The 21,366-nt window shown below is 32.5% G+C and carries 16 protein-coding genes and 3 rRNA genes; 3 read left to right on the top strand and 16 right to left on the bottom strand.

The annotated features are described in order from the left end of the window. Nucleotides 1-18 precede the first annotated feature (18 nt). Nucleotides 19-1,083, bottom strand: coding sequence for an L-ascorbate 6-phosphate lactonase (gene ulaG / locus HH195_RS01575; protein ID WP_196371326.1), 1,065 nt, complete (start codon nt 1,081-1,083; stop codon nt 19-21). Between the two features lie 293 nt (nt 1,084-1,376). Here ulaG and HH195_RS01570 point away from each other — a divergent pair, with 293 nt between their 5' ends. Then, complete coding sequence (locus HH195_RS01570) at nt 1,377-2,159, top strand: DeoR/GlpR family DNA-binding transcription regulator (RefSeq protein WP_196371325.1); 783 nt, start codon at nt 1,377-1,379, stop codon at nt 2,157-2,159. A 134-nt stretch (nt 2,160-2,293) separates the two neighbouring features. Here HH195_RS01570 and larB read toward each other — a convergent pair whose 3' ends face one another. From larB to HH195_RS01500, 14 genes are all read right to left on the bottom strand, one after another. Continuing rightward, complete coding sequence (gene larB / locus HH195_RS01565) at nt 2,294-3,040, bottom strand: nickel pincer cofactor biosynthesis protein LarB (RefSeq protein WP_058994140.1); 747 nt, start codon at nt 3,038-3,040, stop codon at nt 2,294-2,296. Nucleotides 3,041-3,061: 21 nt separating this feature from the next. Next, nucleotides 3,062-3,859, bottom strand: a complete 798-nt coding sequence (gene larE, locus HH195_RS01560) for an ATP-dependent sacrificial sulfur transferase LarE (protein WP_371811665.1) — start codon at nt 3,857-3,859, stop codon at nt 3,062-3,064. Next, nucleotides 3,856-5,100 (bottom strand): nickel pincer cofactor biosynthesis protein LarC, encoded by a 1,245-nt coding sequence (gene larC / locus HH195_RS01555; RefSeq protein ID WP_196371323.1) that lies wholly within the window; start codon nt 5,098-5,100, stop codon nt 3,856-3,858. The genes larE and larC overlap by 4 nt, the downstream gene beginning before the upstream one ends. 358 nt (nt 5,101-5,458) lie before the next feature. Then, nucleotides 5,459-6,109, bottom strand: a complete 651-nt coding sequence (locus HH195_RS01550; protein ID WP_058994134.1) for a peptidoglycan recognition protein family protein — start codon at nt 6,107-6,109, stop codon at nt 5,459-5,461. A 225-nt stretch (nt 6,110-6,334) separates the two neighbouring features. After that, nucleotides 6,335-7,978 carry a peptide ABC transporter substrate-binding protein gene (locus HH195_RS01545; protein ID WP_070101211.1) on the bottom strand — a complete coding sequence of 548 codons (1,644 nt, stop codon included), beginning with the start codon at nt 7,976-7,978 and terminating at the stop codon, nt 6,335-6,337. Between the two features lie 29 nt (nt 7,979-8,007). Further along, the gene (locus tag HH195_RS01540) at nt 8,008-8,976 is read right to left on the bottom strand and encodes an ABC transporter ATP-binding protein (protein WP_196371322.1); all 969 of its coding nucleotides are present in this window, start codon (nt 8,974-8,976) and stop codon (nt 8,008-8,010) included. Nucleotide 8,977: 1 nt separating this feature from the next. Next, nucleotides 8,978-9,988, bottom strand: coding sequence for an ABC transporter ATP-binding protein (locus tag HH195_RS01535; RefSeq protein WP_196371321.1), 1,011 nt, complete (start codon nt 9,986-9,988; stop codon nt 8,978-8,980). A gap of 12 nt (nt 9,989-10,000) precedes the next feature. Next, on the bottom strand, nt 10,001-10,939 hold the full coding sequence (locus HH195_RS01530; protein ID WP_196371320.1) for an ABC transporter permease: 939 nt from the start codon (nt 10,937-10,939) through the stop codon (nt 10,001-10,003). An 11-nt stretch (nt 10,940-10,950) separates the two neighbouring features. After that, the gene (locus HH195_RS01525; protein WP_196371319.1) at nt 10,951-11,880 is read right to left on the bottom strand and encodes an ABC transporter permease; all 930 of its coding nucleotides are present in this window, start codon (nt 11,878-11,880) and stop codon (nt 10,951-10,953) included. A gap of 248 nt (nt 11,881-12,128) precedes the next feature. Further along, the gene (locus tag HH195_RS01520) at nt 12,129-13,118 is read right to left on the bottom strand and encodes a Gfo/Idh/MocA family protein (RefSeq protein WP_055260146.1); all 990 of its coding nucleotides are present in this window, start codon (nt 13,116-13,118) and stop codon (nt 12,129-12,131) included. A 187-nt stretch (nt 13,119-13,305) separates the two neighbouring features. After that, nucleotides 13,306-13,423 (bottom strand): 5S ribosomal RNA (gene rrf, locus HH195_RS01515). Nucleotides 13,424-13,490: 67 nt separating this feature from the next. Next, nucleotides 13,491-16,394 (bottom strand): 23S ribosomal RNA (locus HH195_RS01510). 198 nt (nt 16,395-16,592) lie between these two features. Continuing rightward, nucleotides 16,593-18,102, bottom strand: a 16S ribosomal RNA gene (locus tag HH195_RS01505). Together the 16S, 23S and 5S rRNA genes form the textbook arrangement of a ribosomal RNA operon. 430 nt (nt 18,103-18,532) lie before the next feature. After that, the gene (locus tag HH195_RS01500; RefSeq protein ID WP_196371318.1) at nt 18,533-18,787 is read right to left on the bottom strand and encodes a hypothetical protein; all 255 of its coding nucleotides are present in this window, start codon (nt 18,785-18,787) and stop codon (nt 18,533-18,535) included. A gap of 204 nt (nt 18,788-18,991) precedes the next feature. Here HH195_RS01500 and HH195_RS01495 point away from each other — a divergent pair, with 204 nt between their 5' ends. After that, nucleotides 18,992-19,174, top strand: coding sequence for an alpha/beta-type small acid-soluble spore protein (locus tag HH195_RS01495; RefSeq protein ID WP_055259637.1), 183 nt, complete (start codon nt 18,992-18,994; stop codon nt 19,172-19,174). Nucleotides 19,175-19,255: 81 nt separating this feature from the next. Here the strand turns inward: HH195_RS01495 and HH195_RS01490 are convergent, their stop codons facing one another. Continuing rightward, nucleotides 19,256-20,164, bottom strand: coding sequence for a radical SAM protein (locus HH195_RS01490; protein WP_196371317.1), 909 nt, complete (start codon nt 20,162-20,164; stop codon nt 19,256-19,258). Nucleotides 20,165-20,403: 239 nt separating this feature from the next. Here HH195_RS01490 and HH195_RS01485 point away from each other — a divergent pair, with 239 nt between their 5' ends. After that, on the top strand, nt 20,404-21,357 hold the full coding sequence (locus HH195_RS01485) for an aldo/keto reductase (protein ID WP_055259638.1): 954 nt from the start codon (nt 20,404-20,406) through the stop codon (nt 21,355-21,357). Nucleotides 21,358-21,366 lie beyond the last annotated feature (9 nt).

The following is a 21,366-nucleotide window of genomic DNA, read 5'->3' as shown; positions in this document are numbered from 1 at the left end:
CCTAGCTCTTTATAAATCTTATAAAAATGATTTATATGGTAAATTAATATCTACTTCAAAACAATCATCAAATCCTCTTGGATAATGATATTCTCTGTTATCTTTGTCACTTGGGAATGTAAACTTTCCTCCAACTTGCCATATAAATGGTTTAAATTTATATTGCAATCTGTACTTTTTCATATCGTACAATGCTAGTATTTCATTAGTATCTGCTTGAAAGTTTGACCATATATCATGATGGAACGGTATAATCACTTGTGCTTTTAATGCTTCAGCCATTCTTAAAATATCAACAGAAGTCATTTTATCCGTGATACCCCTTGGATTTTCTCCATATGAGCCTAATGCTACATCAATTTTGTAATCATTTCCATGTTTAGCATAATAATTTGAATAATGTGAATCTCCACTATGATATAAATTACCAGCAGGAGTTTTAATCAAATAATTAACTGCCTTATAATCCATATCAACTGGCATTTTACCTCTCAAATCACCATCTGGTGGAGCCGTAATTAATGCAGTTCTATCAAAAGATTCTAATACATGTATTTCAATATCTTTAATCTTTATTACATCACCTGGTTTAACCACTACACATCTTCCCTTTGGCACTCCCCATTCAATCCATTTATCTACACAAGCTTGTGGTCCAATAAATGGAACATTATTAGAACAATTTTTAAGAACTGCTGCTGCTACATTTACATCTATATGATCATTATGATCATGTGTAGATATTATAGCATCAACTTCTTTTATTGCAAAAGGATCCAATACAAATGGAGCAACTCTTAAATTAGGTTGTAATTTTTTTCCTCCACACATTCTTGCCATTTGATGTTGTGGATTTATGTATGGATTTTTTTTGGTTTTTTTACCACTTCCACACCAAAAGTCTATGCATATATTTGTATTCCCCTCTGATTTTAACCAAATTCCTGTACAGCCAAGCCACCACATAGAAAATGTTCCCGGTTTAACTATTTCGTTTTCTATTTCTTCATTTAACCATGTTCCCCACTCTGGAAACGTATTTAAAATCCAAGATTCTCTTGTTATTTCACTCACTTTATTCATAATTCCCCTCCATATTTTCATTTTATGTTCTTTTTGAACTTTTTTTGTTTTATTTAAGTTATTTATTGATTTAATTATAAATTAAAATCGTTTTCTTTTCAAGTGATTTAATCAAAAAAATTATATTTTTATAAATAAAATCTTTTTTATATTCGTTTTTTATTTTTTATGTTTGTTTTAAATTATTTTATTAATATTTTATTGATTTTTATGTTATACTTATACTATATATAATTATTGTTTATAATAATTAATGCGAATAAATAGAGTATTTTAAACTCAAGGAGATTATAATGAAAAATACAAAAAACTTTATTTTAAAAAGACAAGAAGCTATATTAAAATATTTAGAAGAAAATAATTTCGCTAAAACAGAAGAATTAGCTAAATTTCTAAATACTTCTAATGTAACTATAAGAAGAGATTTTCAAATTCTCGAAGAAAAAGGTCTTATTATTAGAAATCATGGCGGAGCACAAGTTTCGCAAAATATTTTAAATAAGAAATTTTGTGACAATGCTACAAATAAAAATGAAATTTTAAAGTCATCAATTGCTAAAAAAGCAGCTGAATTTATAGAAAATAATGATATCATTTTTATAAATTCAAGTTCAACAGCTATAAAAATTTTACAATATATTGGTGATAAAAGAATTGTTGTCATCACTAATAATGGAAAAGTTTTAGGTATGAATCTTTCTCCTAAAATAGAAGTAATACTTACGGGAGGTGAAGTATACGGAAGAAAGCAATCAATGATAGGAGATATAGCTACACAGATAATTTCAACAATTACTGCAACTAAATGTTTTATTGGGGTTAGCGGTATAGCTTCTCATTGTGGAATAAGCACTTCAGTATTTCAAGAAACGACCATTAACATGAAAATGCTTGAAAATTGTAATGGACCAACATTCGTATTAGCCGATAGTTCAAAAATTGGAATCCATCATAATTTTTCTAGCGGTAGTATTGATAATGTCAATTATGTTATTACAGATAAAAACGCAGATGAAAGTGAAGTTAAAAAACTTGAAGAAAAAGGAGTTAAAGTAATATTTTCAGAAGAAAATTAATCTTTGCTGAAAATATTAAACTTAGATTAAACCATCATAAATTAAAACAATTGTTAAAACTTTATCGACTCGTTTAAACAACTGTTTTAATTTTATGAGTTTCTTATTCTATTTTTTATAATTTTTCATTAGTACTACAATTTATTTATCATACTTGCATTATATCCAGCACCGAAACCATTATCTATATTTACAACGCTAACACCACTTGCACAACTGTTTAACATTGTTAAAAGCGCTGAAAGTCCATTAAAGTTTGCACCATATCCTATACTAGTTGGAACAGCTATTACAGGTTTATCAACTAATCCACCAACTACGCTAGCTAATGCACCCTCCATTCCAGCTATTACAATTACTACTTTTGCACCTCTTATAACATCGACTCGATTAAATAATCTATGTATTCCAGCAACACCTACATCATATATTCTCTTTACATTATTTCCAAATATTTCAGCAGTTATTGCAGCCTCTTCAGCTATTGGAATATCTGATGTTCCTGCTGTAACTATTGCTATATAACTCTCTGTTTTTTCTATTTTTTGTCTTTCAACTGTTATAGTTTTTGCTAACTCATTATATTTAGCATCAGGACATATTTTTAAAACTTCATCATACATTTCTTTAGAAGCTCTAGTACCTAATATATTATTATTTCCTAAAGACATGTTTTTAACTATACCAACTACTTGTTCTATTGTTTTTCCAGCACAATAAATAACTTCAGGATATCCAACTCTCAATGTTCTATGATTATCTATTTTTGCATATCCCAAATCTGTAAATGGTAACTCTGCTAATTGTTCAATTCCCTCATCTATAGATATAGTATCACTTTTTACAAGTTCTAAAAGTTTCTTTAAATGAGCTTTATCCATAAAAATCTTCCTTTCAAATCATTATTTTTCTTTATTTAAGCTTCCCATTTTATATCCACTCATATCTAACGTTACATATTTAAATCCAAACTCTTTTAATTTTTCTGATATCTTATTCATTATATCAACATTAAATAATTTTTCTCTATCCTGTGGTTGAACTTCTATCCTTGCTAAATCTCCATGATTTCTAACTCTTATACCAGTTAAGCCTAAAGAAAATAAATAACGCTCTGACTTCTCTATCTTTCTTAACTTTTCTTCTGTTATTTCTTCTCCAACTTGAAGTCTAGTTAAAAGACATGCATAGGCTGGTTTTGACCATGTTTCAAGATTCAACTCTTTAGAATATCCTCTTATATCCTTTTTAGTAAATTCAAGATCTAGCAAAGGACTTTTTACCTCAAGCTCCTTCAAAGCTTTCATCCCTGGTCTATAATCCTTTGTATCATCTAAATTTGTTCCATCTATAATATAATCTATCCCTAAACTTTTAGCCTTATCTTTTAACAAAGTAAAAATTTGTTTTTTACATAAATAACATCTATCTTCTGGATTATATTTAATGTTTTCTGGAATAGAAACTTCTATAAATTGATGATTTAAATTAAGCTTTCCAGTAAGTTCTTTTGCTTCTTCTATCTCCCATCTTGGTATATATGGAGAAACTATAGTTATAGCAACAGCATTTTCTCCTAAAACGTCACCACATACTTTAAGTAAAAAGGTACTATCTACACCACCTGAAAATGCTATTGCAACTTTACCTAATTCTTTTATATAATCTTTTAAACTTTCTAATTTATCCATAAGAATCACCTACTTAGAATTATTTTTTTAGATTTTGTATATTCATACATTATTTCATTATATACTTTATTTATTTCAATTCCTCTTTCTTTAGCTATGTATTTACATATATCATATTCTGGTTTAACTCTTATTTCCTCGCCATTTAAATATGATATTTTAACTGGAACATCTCCATATTTACAAATAACTATTTCTTCTCTTCTCTCTAATTTTTCTCTACTTATCTCATAATATCTAACACCAATTGTTGATGAATTTAAAAATATAGTTTTCTTAATATTTTCTAGAACATCAAAAGCACACAAAACAGATATTTTAGTTGCTGGTCTATCTTTTTTCATATGTATTGATGTATAGAAAACATCTAATGCACCTTCTTCTAAAAGTCTTTCCATTAAAAGTTGAAATTCTTCGCCTCTCATGTCATCTATATTACATTCCACCATATATTCTTTACTTGTATTATCATCAGATTCACCTAAAAATGCTCTTAACACATTAGGAGCTTTTTTACCTTCCTTTTCACCTAATCCATAACCTATTTTTTTAATCATAAAGTTTTTTTCATAAGTTATTTCCCTTGCCATCGCCTTTATTATGGCAGCTCCTGTGGGTGTTGTTGCTTCAAAAGGAACATTCTTTGAAATAACAGGCATATCCTTTAATATTTCTGCTGTTGCTGGTGCTGGAACTGGTAATATTCCATGAGCACATTTAAGTGTTCCATATCCAACCTCAACCGGTGAAGATATTATTTTATCTATATTCAAATAATCTATACAAATAGCAGCCCCTACTATGTCTACTATCGAATCAATAGCTCCAACTTCATGAAAATGAACTTCTTCTATAGTTTTATTATGTACTTTAGCTTCTGCCTTTGCAACTTCATCAAAAATTTTTAATGATATTTTTTTCACATTTGAATTTATTTCTGAATTACTTATTAATTCTTTTATATCATTATAATTCCTACTTCCATGACTATGTTCATGATTATGTTCGTCATGGTTATGCTCATGATTATGTTCATGTCCATGTAATTCATTCATATCATAAACTTTTACACTTGTTCCTGTAATACCTTGTTTTGTCCCTTTCTCTATATGAATATTATATTCATTACTAACATTTAATTTTTTTAACTCTTTTAATAAATAATCTCCAGGAACCCCTAAATCAACTAAAGCTCCTAAATTCATATCTCCACTTATTCCTGAAAAACAATCATAATATAGTATCCTCATTTTATCTATTGCTAGTAAACTATAAATTTTAATTAAACACTAACAAATATCTAAATTCAAAGTTTATTAGCAACAGTTCACCTCCTTATCATATAAATCTAGTACTAAAATTGATACTCTCTACAATAAAACTATACTACATAATTCATTGTTAGTGTATATAAATTATAAGTATTATACTAATATTTTAAATATTTATATAATTATTTTAAATTTTTTATTTCATATAATATAAAAAAACACAATAAATTTCTATATATAAAATAAAAAAACAACAAGTTGATTTTCTCGTTGTTTTTTACATAAACTATAATTATGGTTATATTTATGAATATGTGTAAGCATATGCTCATGGTTTTTAATTTATATTCTTTATTTTCTCTATAATAGAATTTTTTATACTTTCAAAAGGAAATAGTTTTCCCGGACACTCTGTTACCCCTAAATCATTATGTCGTACAATATCTGATATATCATATTTTAAAGTTAGATATGTTGCTAAATTCACTAAAGACTCTAACTGCTCCCTAGGCACTCCCTTTTCCTCAAAATTTCCTTCAAGACATATACCTAATGTATCCGTATTATTTCCATATACATGAGAACCTATTTTATTCTCATTCCTTCCTTTAAAGATAGTACCATCACTCCTTATATAAAAATGATATCCTATACCTGTCCATCCCTTGCTTACATGCATTTCATGAACTTCTTGTGGTGACAAATTTTCCGCCGCAGCATGATGGATTACTATCTTTTTAGGATTATTTCCACTAATTAATACTCCATTCCATTTATAATCTATTTCCTGTATATTTAAGTTTTCCTTTATTATATTAAGTTCTTTTTTATTAATACTAACATCATATATCTTTTTATAACTATTGTTATTACATAAATTTTTTATAAGAATATATCCTAAAAAAACTATTAAACTTAGTATTAAAAATATTATTATTTTCATTATAAATTTTTTATTTAATTTCATTGCTTTAAATTTATTTTTCATAAACCTCTGTAAGAATATAAAAATTCTCTTTATCCTCTCTGAATAATTTATAACTCAAATATTTACTAAATACCACTAACTACAATAAATTTCCTCTATTTTTATAAATACTCATATCAAAATTTATATCTCTATAAAAATATAAAGTACTAAGATTTAATGATTAAATCTTAGTACTTTACTATAATCTATTTCAATATTTAATTATTATTAATTTTATAACCTCTATTCAACATAAGCCTGTCTAAACAACATACTACCTAAAGGTGATTTTACATATCCCTTTACATTATCATTAGCACAAACTATATTTGTATAATAATATATTGGAATTATTGCCATATCATCCATAAGTATATCTTCTGCTTTTCTTAAAAGCTCTGTTCTCTTTTCTCCATCTTGTTCTGACTTAGCTTGAGCTATTAAAGAGTCATATTCTTCATTTGAATATCCCGCATTATTTTGACCACTTGCTGTTACCCACATATCTAAAAATGTCATAGGATCATTATAATCTCCAATCCAACCATGTCTACAAACTTCATATTGAAAATTATTTCTAGTTGTTTGGAATACTGCCCATTCTTCATTTTTAAGTTCTACATTTATTCCTAAATTAGTTTTCCACATATCTTGAATAGCTTGTGCTATCATTTGATTGTTTGAAGCTGTATTATAAGTGAATGTAATAGTTGGGAAACCTTGACCATTTGGATATCCAGCTTCCTCTAAAAGCTTCTTAGCCTCTTCTATATTAGTTGTTACACTAGAATAATCTTTATGAAATGTATTTCCTTGTGTATCTTTAACGCCTTCTGGAACATAACTAGTTGCAGGAATTTCTCCTCCCATAGAAACTTTTTCAGTAATTAAATTTCTATCTATTGCAAGCGATAAAGCCTTTCTAACCCTTACATCTTGAAGAGCATCCACTGCTTCTGAAGACAAACCTTTACCAGATACATTTACCATATAAAAATAAGTTCCAAGATAAGGATATACTTTAGCTACCCCTTCATCTATTAATGATTGTATTTCAGTAGTTGGTGGTTGTTCCATAATATCTAATTCACCATTCTTAAAAGCTGAAAGAGTAGTAGTTTGATCATCTATAAGTCTAAAAACTAAAGTTTCTAATTTCACATTATCTGCATCCCAATAATTTTCATTCTTTATGAAAGTCATACTTTCCTTTTCACTCCACTCAGTCATTTTAAAAGGCCCATTTGATACATAAGTTTCTGGACTAAGTGCCCATTTATCTCCATTTTCTTCTATTATGTCTTGCCTTACTGGATAATATACTGGCATTGCCAATAGTGATACGAAATATGGCACCGCACTCTCTAAAGTTACTTCTATAGTCTTATTGTCTACAACCTTAATTCCTACATCATCTGCTGAAGCTTCTCCTTTATTGTACGCCTCACCATTTTTTATATAAAATAATTGATAAGCATATTCTGCTGCTGTATTTGGATTTAATGCTCTCTTCCAAGCATATTCAAAATCTTTAGCTGTAACGTCTTCCCCATCTGACCATTTAGCATTATCCCTTATATGAAATGTATAAACTAAACCATCTTCTGACACCTCATACCCTTCTGCTATACCATTTTCTACTTCCCCATTTTCTATTTCTCTCATTAATCCTTCAAACGTATTGCGTATAACCTTTGAGCCATCAACTGCTGAGTTTAGTTGAGGATCTATTGTTTTAGGATTTGCATCTATATTATATACTATTTTTTGTTCAACATTTCCTGATGATACAGTGTTCTCAGTACTTCCACATCCTAAAAATGTACTCCCTACAAGTGCTGTTAAAAGTGTCATAGCTAAAATCTTTTTTAATCTAATTTTACTCAAATAAATTCCCCCTTAAATAGTATAATTTTTTATGAAATATGACATGCTACAAAATGATCTTTAAAAACCTCTTTAAGTTTTGGCTCCTCTTCCTTGCATATAGGTTTTGAATATTTACACCTTGAACAAAATCTACATCCCTTTGGTGGATCTATTGGTGATTGAATATCCCCCTCTAAAATAATTCTTTGCTTTGTCTTTGCAATTTTAGGATCTGGCACAGGTATGGCTGATAAAAGAGCTTTTGTATACGGATGTACAGGATTATAATACACTTCATTACTAGTTGATATTTCTACTAACTTACCTAAATACATTATTCCAATTCTAGTAGATATATGTTTTACCATGGATAAATCATGGGCTATAAATAAGTATGTTAATCCTAGCTCCTCCTGTAAATCCTCCAACATATTTATAACCTGAGCTTGAATTGAAACATCTAGTGCCGATATTGGTTCATCACAAACTATAAATTCTGGATTAACAGCTAAAGCTCTTGCAATTCCTATTCTTTGCCTCTGTCCACCTGAAAACTCATGAGGATATCTACTGATATGACTTGAGTTTAATCCAACTTTATTTAAATAATGCTTAATAAGCTCAGTTTTATCTTTTCCTGTTGCTAATCTATGAATATCTATTGCTTCACCTATAATATCCTTTACCGTAAATCTAGGATTTAAAGAAGCATACGGATCTTGAAATATCATTTGCATATGCTTTCTATATTTCACAATATTTTTTCCCTTCATAGAACTTATATCTTGCCCCTTATAAACAATTTGTCCACTAGTTGGTTCATAAAGTTTTAATATTGTTCTCCCTAAAGTACTCTTTCCACACCCAGATTCTCCAACAAGACCTAAAGTTTCACCTTTTTTAATATCAAAAGAAACATTATCAACCGCTTTTAATATTCCTTTATTTTTTGAAAATATGGATTTACTAGTATTAAAATACTTTGATAAATTTTTTATTTCAATTAATTTTTCCATTTTATAAACCCACCTCCCTAGACCTTGCTCTTATAACTTTTGGCGCTTTCTCATCACTTAGCCAACAAGAAACCTTATGTTTTTTAGAAACCTCATAAAATTCAGGCATTTTTTCTCTGCATATATTCATAGCAAACTTACATCTTGCATAAAAAGGACATCCTTTAGGCGGTTTTAAAAGGTCAGGTGGCTGTCCCTCTATTGGTTTAAGTCTTTTTCTTTCCTTTTGTACACTAGGAACACTATCTAACAATCCCCAAGTATATGGATGCTTTGGATTATCAAATATATCATTTATCCCCCCTTTTTCTATAATAATCCCACCATACATAACATTTACTCTGTCACAAATATCAGCTACAACACCTAAATCATGCGTAATAAAAATTATTGATGTTCCTAGCTTATTTTTTATATTTTTCATTATTTCAAGTATTTGTGCCTGTATAGTCACATCTAGTGCCGTTGTTGGTTCATCCGCAATTATTAGTTTAGGATTACAACTAAGAGCCATAGCAATCATAGCTCTTTGCCTCATTCCTCCAGAAAATTCATGAGGATATTGCTTCATTCTCTTCTCTGGATTTGGAATATTAACAAGCCTTAAAAGTTCTACCCCTTTTTTAAACGCTTCTTTTTTTGATAATTTTTCATGTATTATTAAAGGCTCTATTATTTGATTACCTATTGTAATAAGCGGATTTAAAGAGGTCATAGGATCTTGGAATATCATTGCTATATCATTTCCTCGAATTTTTGACATCTCTTTTTCTGTAATTTTACTTATATCTTTTCCTTCAAAAAATATTCTTCCATCCTTTATAGTTCCATTTTTATCTAACAACCTCATGATAGACATCATTGTTATGCTCTTTCCACAACCTGACTCTCCAACTACGCCAACAACTTCACCTTTAGTTAACTGAAAAGACACTCCTCTAACTGCTTGTACTTCTCCAAATTTAGTATTAAATGAAGTTTTTAGCCCCCTAACATCTAATAAATTCTCCATAAGCTCCCCCCTTTATTTCTTAACCTTAGGATCTAATGCATCTCTTAAACCATCTCCAAGTAAGTTAAATGATAATATTGTTAAGCATATTGCTAAAGTTGGGAACAATAATTGATATGGATAAAGTCTTAAACTTTGAAGTGCATCATTTGCAAGTGTCCCCCATGATGCTGCAGGTGGTGCTATTCCAAGACCTATAAAACTTAAAAAAGCTTCTGTAAATATAGCAGTTGGTATTTGAAGAGTTAGTGTTACTATTATTGAACCTAAACAGTTGGGTATTAAATGCTTAAATAATATTCTTTTTCCTGATGCCCCTAAAGTTTTTGCTGCTAAAACAAATTCCTGTTGTTTAAGTTGCAATATTTCACCCCTAACAATTCTAGCCATACTTATCCAATATGAAACTGACAAAGCTATTATTATATTAAAAAGCCCACCTTTCTCAAACATAACCATTAAAAGTATTACATAAATAGTCATTGGAATTGAATTTATAATATCTACAATCCTCATCATTATATTATCTAGCTTTCCACCAACAAATCCTGCAATTCCTCCATAGATAATACCAATGAAAAGATTTAAAAAGGAAGCTACAAAACCTATAATTAAAGAATACCTCGCTCCATACATAACCCTTACAAAAATATCTCTTCCTAATTGATCTGTACCAAACCAATGGATTAACGACGGAGCTTCATTAGTTATTGACAAATTATTTTCTGCATATCCATATTGTGAAAATATAGGAACAAATATAGCCAAAAAGCCCATCAAAACTATAAATAAAAATCCCATAACAGCTAATTTATTACTAATTAATTTACTTAAAGCTTCTTTCCAAGAAGGAATACTAGGTCTTGTTATATCTTCTGTATGCTTTAGATTGTTTTCTACAAATGAAAAATCTGATTGCTCTTTTAAATTATTACTACCATCTAACTCCATAATTTTCCCCCTTATTGTTTAATATCATCTAACTTTATCCTTGGATCTATAATTCCATACAACAAATCAACTAAAAGATTGCAAATAATTAATATTGAGCTATAAAAAACTGTAACCCCCATTATAACTGTATAATCTCTATTGCTTATAGTATTAACAAACTCACGTCCAAGCCCTGGTATTGCAAATATTTTTTCAACTACAAAACTACCAGTAAGTATTCCTGCAATTAATGGTCCAAGATATGTTATTATAGGAATAAGTGTGTTTCTCAAAGCATGTTTAACTATAACTTTAAATCCACTAACACCTTTTGCCCTAGCTGTCCTTATATAATCAGAATTTAATGTTTCCAAAAGTTTCGACCTAGTTAATCTAGATATAAAAGCTATAGAATAACCTCCTAAAGCTAGTGCAGGCAATATATAACTTACAGGGGTATTAAGTCCGGTTACAGGTAATAGTTTATATTTAACACCAAATATATACATTAATACAGTTGCTAAAACAAAACTAGGTATAGTCACCCCTAAAGTCGCTAAAACCATACATAAAGAATCTGGCCAACTATTATATTTTAAAGCAGCTATAATTCCTAAAGTAATTCCAAAAATCAACGCTATACTTATTACCACAACTCCAAGCTTCGCAGATGATGGAAATGAATATGATATTATTTCACTTACCTCTTTTCCTGCATATTTCATACTTTCTCCCAAATCTCCTTGAAGTAAATTTTTTAAATATAGCCCATATTGTTCAAAAAGTGGTTTGTCTAATCCATATTTTACTTCTAAATTTTGCATAATAGCTTCTGGTATATTCCTTTCACCAGTAAAAGGCCCCCCAGGTAATAACCTAAGCATAAAAAAAGTAATTGTTATAACAGCCCATAAAGTTATAATGCTTGTAGCTATTCTCTTTAAAATGTACTTAGCCACTTTTTCACCTCCTTAAATTTTTTATTAAATGTTTTTATGTATACACAAATAATTATTGTTTTATTCCATATTTTTATTAAAATAATAAAATTTTCTTTATTTAAACGTTATACTAATTAAAAATATAGGTTTAAATTGATAAAAGAGTAATTTATACCATATAAATTACTCTTTTAATATCACATAAAATCTTAAAAATATCTTCTAATAAATTTAATAAAAAAGAGCATCAAAAATTTGATACTCTACTACATATTTATTTCATCTGCAACAAATTTTAATCCTATTTGTTTTCTAATTTCAGTTATTATTTCATGAACCATCAATGATATCTCATGAGTATTTGTATTTGACTGCTGTTGTCCTAATTTAACTACCTTCATAAATTCATCAATTTCATAAAACATATTATCACCAATTTGACTTCTTGTTAAATTTATAATATGTCTGCTTTTATCATATAAAGTTATTTTAGATGGTGAATTTATATCATCTATTACTATAGTTCCATCTTCACCTTGTATTTCTGAAGGCAATGTTGTATCAGTAATTTTTGAATGCATAAGTATTACTTCTTTATCATCATAAGATAAAATAACGCTTCCAATTCCGTCTACTCCACTTTCTAACATAATTGCATTACCATATACCTTTTTAGGCATACCAAATAAAGTTACAGCATTAAATATACTATACACCCCAATATCCATAATTGAACCATTAGACATCTCTGGCTTAAAAGCATTTAATATTATTCCTTCTCTATAAGCATCATATCTAGAAGAATACTTACCATAGTTAAAAATTGCACGTCTTATTTTTCCAATATTATTTAGATTTTCTTTTACAGCAATAAAATTAGGCATCAATGTTGGTTTCATAGCTTCCATAAGAACAACACCTTTTTCAATAGCTTTATTTATCATAAGCTTAACCTCATGAATATTACTTGCCATAGGTTTTTCACATAATACATGAATATCATTATCTAAAAATTCCAATGTTTGCTTACAATGAAGATAGTTAGGTGTAGCTATATAAACTGCATCTATCATACCTGAGCGAGCCATTTCCTCCCAAGAAGTAAATACCTTTTTTGCTCCATATTTTTGAGCAAATTTTTTTGCATTTTCTTCTTTTCCTGAACAAACAGCAATTAATTCAAAGTCCTTTATATGCTTTGCTGCATCCATAAAATTATTGGATATAAAATTAGTCCCAATTATTCCAAATCTCATTAAACAAACCACCTCTATAGTTATCTATATATTTTAGTATAAAAGTTTTTTAAAGTGGCTTTATTACTTTTTTATAAAAATTAAATATAATGTTAAAATTCTTTGTTGTGAGTTTTATATCTAATTAAAAGCAAAAAAATAAAAATGTAATTTACTAATCGTAAATTACATTTTTCCTTACTTACTAACCTGGCAACCACTTACTCTCCCACACGGTCTCCCATGCAGTACCATCAGCCTCTAAAAGCTTAACCTTCGTGTTCGGAATGGAAACGGGTGTTACCTTAAAGAGCATTATCACCAGATAATCATGTTATTTATATGAAAGATATATTCTCTCAAAATTACACTAAGCATTAAGATAAAGTTAATTAGGTCAAGCCCTCGACCTATTAGTATCAGTCAGCTAAATATGTTACCATACTTACACCTCTGACCTATCAACCTTGTGTTCTTCAAGGGGTCTTACTAGCTTATGCTATGGGAAATCTCATCTTGAGGTGGGCTTCACGCTTAGATGCTTTCAGCGTTTATCCCTTCCCGACTTAGCTACCCAGCTGTGCTCCTGGCGGAACAACTGGTACACCAGAGGTCAGTCCATCCCGGTCCTCTCGTACTAAGGACAGCTCCTCTCAAATTTCCTACGCCCGCGACGGATAGGGACCGAACTGTCTCACGACGTTCTGAACCCAGCTCGCGTGCCGCTTTAATGGGCGAACAGCCCAACCCTTGGGACCTACTTCAGCCCCAGGATGCGACGAGCCGACATCGAGGTGCCAAACCTCCCCGTCGATGTGGACTCTTGGGGGAGATCAGCCTGTTATCCCCGAGGTAGCTTTTATCCGTTGAGCGATGGCCCTCCCACGAGGTACCACCGGATCACTAAGCCCGACTTTCGTCCCTGCTCCACTTGTGGGTGTCGCAGTCAGGCTCCCTTCTGCCTTTGCACTCTTCGAACGATTTCCGACCGTTCTGAGGGAACCTTTGGGCGCCTCCGTTACTTTTTAGGAGGCGACCGCCCCAGTCAAACTGCCCACCTAACAATGTCCTGTGACCAGATTCATGGCCGCCAGTTAGAACTTCAGTACTATCAGGGTGGTATCCCAACGTCGACTCCACTAAGGCTGACGCCCTAGTCTCTCAGTCTCCCACCTATCCTGTACAGACAATACCGAAATTCAATGCTAAGCTACAGTAAAGCTCTACGGGGTCTTTCCGTCCAATCGCGGGTAACCAGCATCTTCACTGGTACTACAACTTCGCCGGATTTGCAGTTGAGACAGTGCTCAAGTCATTACGCCATTCGTGCGGGTCAGAACTTACCTGACAAGGAATTTCGCTACCTTAGGACCGTTATAGTTACGGCCGCCGTTTACTGGGGCTTAAGTTCACACCTTCGCTTACGCTAAGTGTTCCCCTTAACCTTCCAGCACCGGGCAGGCGTCAGCCCCTATACATCAGCTTACGCTTTAGCAGAGACCTGTGTTTTTGCTAAACAGTTGCTTGAGCCTATTCTCTGCGGCCTACTCTCATAGGCATCCCTTATTGCTAACTTACGGGATCAATTTGCCGAGTTCCTTAACTGCAATTCTTCCGCCGGCCTTAGGATTCTCTCCTCACCTACCTGTGTCGGTTTGCGGTACGGGCACTACTTCTCTCTCTAGACGCTTTTCTTGGCAGCGTGGAATCATGTACTTCGGTTCCGTAGAACCTTCCCCATAACATCTCATCATTATTACAACGGATTTGCCTATTGTAACTGACTAAATGCTTAGACTAGCATCCAATAGCTAGCACACACTATCCTCCTGCGTCACGCCATCGATAATAACGATGGTAGTGGTACTGGAATATCAACCAGTTGTCCATCACCTACGCCTTTCGGCCTCGGCTTAGGTCCCGACTAACCCTCAGCGGACGAGCCTTCCTGAGGAAACCTTAGGTATTCGGCCTGTAGGATTCTCACCTACATCTCGCTACTAATGCCAACATTCTCACTCGTAATCAGTCCACCACTCCTTACGGTATGACTTCAGCCCGATTACGACGCTCCTCTACCGCTTGAATAAATTCAAGCCCGTAGCTTCGGTGGTAAGTTTTAGCCCCGAACATCTTCGGCGCAGGATCTCTCGACTAGTGAGCTATTACGCACTCTTTTAATGAGTGGCTGCTTCTAAGCCAACATCCTAGTTGTCTTAGAAATCCCACATCCTTTTCCACTTAACTTACACTTTGGGACCTTAGCTGACGATCTGGGCTGTTTCCCTTTTGACCACGGATCTTATCATTCGTAGTCTGACTGCCGAACTTATAGTATATGGCATTCGGAGTTTGATAAGGTTCGGTAAGCGCTATGCCCCCTAGCCCATTCAGTGCTCTACCTCCATTACTCATATTCGACGCTAGCCCTAAAGCTATTTCGAGGAGAACCAGCTATCTCCGAGTTCGATTGGAATTTCTCCGCTATCCACAGCTCATCCCATGCTTTTTCAACAGCAACGTGGTTCGGTCCTCCACGAGGTTTTACCCTCGCTTCAACCTGGCCATGGATAGGTCACCCGGTTTCGGGTCTACGACATGCAACTAGTTGCCCTATTAAGACTTGGTTTCCCTTCGGCTCCGTACCTTAAGTACTTAACCTTGCTACATATCGTAACTCGTTGGCTCGTTCTACAAAAAGCACATCATCGCACACATAAGGTGCTTTGATCGGTTGTAGACATATGGTTTCAGGTTCTATTTCACTCCCCTCCCGGGGTTCTTTTCACCTTTCCCTCACGGTACTGCTTCACTATCGGTCATCAGGTAGTATTTAGCCTTGGGAGGTGGTCCTCCCTGCTTCCCACAAGGTTTCACGTGTCTCGTGGTACTCTGGATTAGAACTTGATTACTCTAACTTTCACTTACAGGACTATTACCTTCTACGGTAGAGCTTTCCAGCTCTCTTCAATTAGTTATAGTTTCTCGTTATGTTCTATCCACAACCCCGGAAACAAGTTTCCGGTTTGGGCTCTTTCCCTTTCGCTCGCCGCTACTTAGAAAATCGATTTTTCTTTCTCTTCCTCTAGGTACTTAGATGTTTCAGTTCCCTAGGTTTACCCTCGTTAACCTATTTATTCAGTTAACGATACATGGGGTTTCCCATGTGAGTTTCCTCATTCGGAAATCTTTGGATCTCAGACTATGTGCGTCTACCCAAAGCTTATCGCAGCTTATCACGTCCTTCGTCGGCTCCTGATGCCAAGGCATTCACCATACGCCCTTTGTAGCTTGACCTTTGTTTCTATCTTTTAGATAGTTGCAATCAATTTTACAAAGAATAGTAAATTTAATTGGCTTTACTCTATTTATTAATACTTATGTGTAATTTTCAAAGAACATAATTTTGAAAGAACTTAGTCTTTCAAAATTAAACAGATATTTAAGAAGCATTCTTTATTATCATCTTAGTTTTCCTAAGATGTTCTTCCTTAGAAAGGAGGTGATCCAGCCGCAGGTTCTCCTACGGCTACCTTGTTACGACTTCACCCCAATCGCTGACCCTACCTTCGGCCGCTGCCTCCTTACGGTTAGCTTACGGACTTCGGGTATTGCCAACTCTCATGGTGTGACGGGCGGTGTGTACAAGACCCGGGAACGTATTCACCGCGACATTCTGATTCGCGATTACTAGCAACTCCAGCTTCATGTAGGCGAGTTTCAGCCTACAATCCGAACTGAGACAAGTTTTTGAGTTTTGCTCCACTTCACAGTATTGCTTCTCTTTGTACTTGCCATTGTAGCACGTGTGTAGCCCTAGACATAAGGGGCATGATGATTTGACGTCATCCCCACCTTCCTCCCGGTTAACCCGGGCAGTCTCGCTAGAGTGGTCAACTTAATGGTACCAACTAACAATAAGGGTTGCGCTCGTTGCGGGACTTAACCCAACATCTCACGACACGAGCTGACGACAACCATGCACCACCTGTGTTCCTGTTCCCGAAGGAACTTCCCACATTACTGGTAATTCAGGACATGTCAAGTCTAGGTAAGGTTCTTCGCGTTGCTTCGAATTAAACCACATGCTCCGCTGCTTGTGCGGGTCCCCGTCAATTCCTTTGAGTTTTAATCTTGCGACCGTACTCCCCAGGCGGAATACTTAATGCGTTAGCGGCGGCACAGAGGCTTGGGGCCCCTACACCTAGTATTCATCGTTTACGGCGTGGACTACCAGGGTATCTAATCCTGTTTGCTCCCCACGCTTTCGAGCCTCAGCGTCAGTTACAGTCCAGAGAATCGCCTTCGCCACTGGTGTTCTTCCTAATCTCTACGCATTTCACCGCTACACTAGGAATTCCATTCTCCTCTCCTGCACTCTAGATATCCAGTTTGGAATGCAGCTCCCAAGTTAAGCTCGGGTATTTCACATCCCACTTAAATATCCGCCTACGCTCCCTTTACGCCCAGTAAATCCGGATAACGCTTGCCACCTACGTATTACCGCGGCTGCTGGCACGTAGTTAGCCGTGGCTTCCTCCTTAGGTACCGTCATTATCGTCCCTAAAGACAGAGCTTTACAATCCGAAGACCTTCATCACTCACGCGGCGTTGCTGCATCAGGGTTTCCCCCATTGTGCAATATTCCCCACTGCTGCCTCCCGTAGGAGTCTGGACCGTGTCTCAGTTCCAATGTGGCCGATCACCCTCTCAGGTCGGCTACGCATCGTCGCCTTGGTGAGCCGTTACCTCACCAACTAGCTAATGCGCCGCGGGCCCATCTCATAGCGGATTGCTCCTTTGATTGTTAAAAGATGCCTTTCAACAATATTATGCGGTATTAATCTTCCTTTCGGAAGGCTATTCCCCTCTATGAGGCAGGTTGCCCACGTGTTACTCACCCGTCCGCCGCTAGAAAAGCTCCGAAGAACTTTTCTCGCTCGACTTGCATGTGTTAAGCACGCCGCCAGCGTTCATCCTGAGCCAGGATCAAACTCTCAAATTAAAATATACTAATTTCTTAGTTTTTATTTGAGTTTAATCTACTCATATTACTTATAAAAGAATTGCTGGTTTACTTAAATTATCTGTTTAATTTTCAAAGACCATTGTTTTTCTTTTTTCTTTGTCGCCCTCAAGCGACTTTCTTAGTTTAACATTTGATTAAACATTTGTCAACAAGTTTTTTAATTTTTATCTTTAACTTAATTTTTTGTTTTTATTAAGTTATCCTTGCGACGTGTTTTATCTTATCATAAATATATCTATGTATTGAATATTTATAGTGCCTTAAAATTTAATTATATTAATTATACTAATAAATTCTCTTTTTTTATCCTTTATCTATTACTCGATACACCAGGTATAGTATATATACAAATTTTATTATATTTTTTACTTTTATATAAATATAAAACAAAATTAATTCTTTTAAGTTAAGTTTCATTTAAGACATTAAGGGAAAATTTTAATATAAAAATTTGAACTGTTAAATCAATAATACTAGTTAACTTTACATTTATAAGTTTAAAAACAATATCAACACCTAAAGATGTTAATAAAAAGACAATAGCTCCAACTATATGTGTAACATCATGTTCTAACAAATAAAAAAAACATAGTATAACAGTAATAAGTCTAAAAAAGTTTTTTATTATCAAGTTATATAACACTCTTTTATTCTTACTCATTATTTTTCCTTTCTTTTTTACTTGATTAATATATATACTATTCTAGTTTATATTTTTAACATTATATAGAATTTTATATTTTATTTTCCTTAATTTCAGTGTTTTTCATAGTGTATTAATTTTCTTTCTCCACATACTAATATCAACAAGGGATAGAAAGTCACTTGTTGATAAAATATATTATTTTTTAAGGAGGAATTAAAAATGAATAGAAAATTAGTTCCAGAAGCAAAGGATGGTTTAAACAAATTTAAAAACGAAGTAGCTAATGAAATGGGAGTTCCATTTAAAGACTACAATGGAGAATTAAGTTCAAAACAATGCGGAAGCGTTGGTGGAGAAATGGTTAAAAGAATGGTAGAACAATACGAAAAAGGAATTAAATAATTCTATTAATTGTTTACATTCAATTAAATATTAATTTTTAAATAAAAGCTACATTAAATTATTTTAATGTAGCTTTTACCTTTAATTTCTTTGCACACCTTCATAATCAAAAGCAGGAATAAAACTTTCTTTTGCAGTCCCTTCTTCTTGAATAAATGCATTTTGTATGCCTATAGATATAGCATAATCTATTATAGTATTATAGTATTTTTCACTAATTTTTTTATTTATTTCTGGATAATTTTCAACATGTGCTAAAGGAGTATATTGATTCATTATGCTTATATAAATTTTATCATCATATGTTTTATGTAGATAATCTAATATTTTTTTTGAATCAAATAACAATCCAGGTAAAAGTAAATGTCTTACTATAACACCTTTTTTAATTATTCCGTTTTTGTCAAATTGAATATCTCCAACTTGTTTCACCATTTCATCTATTGCTTTAATGGCAAAATTAAAATAATCTTTTGCATTTGAATACTTTAAAGAATATTTATTACTAAAATACTTTAAATCTGGAAGATAAACATCAATATATCCTTTTAAATATCTTAGGGTTTCTATATTTTCGTACCCACTACTATTGTATATAATCGGTAAATTTAATCCCTTATTTTTTGCAATTTTTAACCCTTCTATTATCTGTGGCACATAATGAGTTGGCGTAACTAAATTTATATTTAACGCTCCTTTGTGTTGAAGTTCTAAAAATATATCACTTAATCTTTCAATTGATATTTCTTTACCTGCACTACATTCACTTATATCGTTATTCTGACAAAAAACACATTTTAATGTGCAATTTGAAAAAAATACAGTTCCTGAACCTTTTTCTCCTGATATACAAGGCTCTTCCCAAAAATGAAGTGCCGCTCTAGCAACTTTTAACTTATCTGTAGCTTTACAAAACCCAATCTTATTATTTAATCTATCAACTTTACAATTTCTAGGACATAACTTACAACTTTTTAATAAATCTATCATTATCAATCACCTAAATTACATTTATATTGAATATATATACTTAATTATAACATTTTAAAGATAAAAACTACTTTAATTTTAAATAAGAAAAAATGATATTTTAATCACCAAAAATATACGCAAGAATACAATACTTTTTATCATTTACTATAATAAATTTATATGAAATAATTTTGTAAATTTTTCATAAATTTATTATGGTAAGATTTAAATAATAATAAGTACTGGGAGGACTACTTATGGAAAAAATTAAAATTGGAAATAGCAATCTAGAAGCATCTAGAATTGCTTTTGGTTGTATGAGTCTTGGAGGAGGTTGGAACAAAAACCCTATCTCTTTACAAGATGAATATAAAGCATTTGCTGCTGTAGATTGTGCTCTGGAGAATGGAATTAACTTTTTTGATCATGCAGATATATATTGTTTAGGAAAATCTGAAGAAGTATTTTCAAAGATTCTAGATAAAAGACCTAAATTAAGAGAAAACTTAATTCTCCAATCTAAATGTGGCATAAACAATCTTGGTAAAACACCTTACTATGATTTCAGTAAAGATTACATATTAAGTTCCGTAGATGGAATATTAAAAAGATTAAAAACTGAATATTTAGATGTTCTGCTTTTACATAGACCTGATTCGTTAGTTGAACCTGAAGAGGTTGCTGAAGCTTTTGATATACTAAAAACTTCTGGGAAAGTAAGACATTTTGGGGTTAGTAATCATAACGCTATGCAAATTAGATTATTAAACAAATATTTAAATGAACCATTAATTGTTAATCAACTTGAAATTTCACTTGCAAACAGTAGCATTATAGATGAAGGGCTAAACGTTAATTCTAATACAAACCCTGGACCAATGCGTAACTTTGGAACATTAGAATATTGCCGTCTACATGATATTACTCTACAAGCTTGGTCTCCACTTGCTGGTGGAAGAATTGTTGATCCTAAAATCGAAAAGTATAGAAAATTAAATATTACATTAGATGAATATGCCAAAAAATATGGAGTTAAGAAAGGGGCTATAGTTGTTAATTGGTTATTAAGACATCCTGCTAAAATACAACCTATAATAGGTACCCGTTCTATACAAAGAATAAAACATATTTGCCAAAGTTCTCAAATCAAAATCAGCAGAGAGGAATGGTATAACCTTTATAATTTAGTAGAACACAGAAAACTTCTTTAGTAATAAAAA

This window comes from Candidatus Sarcina troglodytae (assembly GCF_015708635.1).
Lineage (GTDB): Bacteria > Bacillota > Clostridia > Clostridiales > Clostridiaceae > Sarcina > Sarcina ventriculi.
The sequence above is the reverse complement of the archived record's forward strand: the minus strand, read 5'-3'. Positions and strand labels throughout refer to the sequence as shown.

What these genes read in the sequence shown, in the direction of transcription:
- HH195_RS01550 (WP_058994134.1), bottom strand. Translation starts at nt 6,109, where the DNA reads ATGAAAAATAAATTTAAAGCAATGAAATTAAATAAAAAATTTATAATG.
- HH195_RS01540 (WP_196371322.1), bottom strand. Translation starts at nt 8,976, where the DNA reads ATGGAAAAATTAATTGAAATAAAAAATTTATCAAAGTATTTTAATACT.
- HH195_RS01530 (WP_196371320.1), bottom strand. Translation starts at nt 10,939, where the DNA reads ATGGAGTTAGATGGTAGTAATAATTTAAAAGAGCAATCAGATTTTTCA.
- HH195_RS01570 (WP_196371325.1), top strand. Translation starts at nt 1,377, where the DNA reads ATGAAAAATACAAAAAACTTTATTTTAAAAAGACAAGAAGCTATATTA.
- larC (WP_196371323.1), bottom strand. Translation starts at nt 5,100, where the DNA reads ATGAGGATACTATATTATGATTGTTTTTCAGGAATAAGTGGAGATATG.
- HH195_RS01500 (WP_196371318.1), bottom strand. Translation starts at nt 18,787, where the DNA reads ATGAGTAAGAATAAAAGAGTGTTATATAACTTGATAATAAAAAACTTT.
- HH195_RS01490 (WP_196371317.1), bottom strand. Translation starts at nt 20,164, where the DNA reads ATGATAGATTTATTAAAAAGTTGTAAGTTATGTCCTAGAAATTGTAAA.
- HH195_RS01535 (WP_196371321.1), bottom strand. Translation starts at nt 9,988, where the DNA reads ATGGAGAATTTATTAGATGTTAGGGGGCTAAAAACTTCATTTAATACT.
- larB (WP_058994140.1), bottom strand. Translation starts at nt 3,040, where the DNA reads ATGGATAAAGCTCATTTAAAGAAACTTTTAGAACTTGTAAAAAGTGAT.
- HH195_RS01485 (WP_055259638.1), top strand. Translation starts at nt 20,404, where the DNA reads ATGGAAAAAATTAAAATTGGAAATAGCAATCTAGAAGCATCTAGAATT.
- ulaG (WP_196371326.1), bottom strand. Translation starts at nt 1,083, where the DNA reads ATGAATAAAGTGAGTGAAATAACAAGAGAATCTTGGATTTTAAATACG.
- HH195_RS01520 (WP_055260146.1), bottom strand. Translation starts at nt 13,118, where the DNA reads ATGAGATTTGGAATAATTGGGACTAATTTTATATCCAATAATTTTATG.
- HH195_RS01495 (WP_055259637.1), top strand. Translation starts at nt 18,992, where the DNA reads ATGAATAGAAAATTAGTTCCAGAAGCAAAGGATGGTTTAAACAAATTT.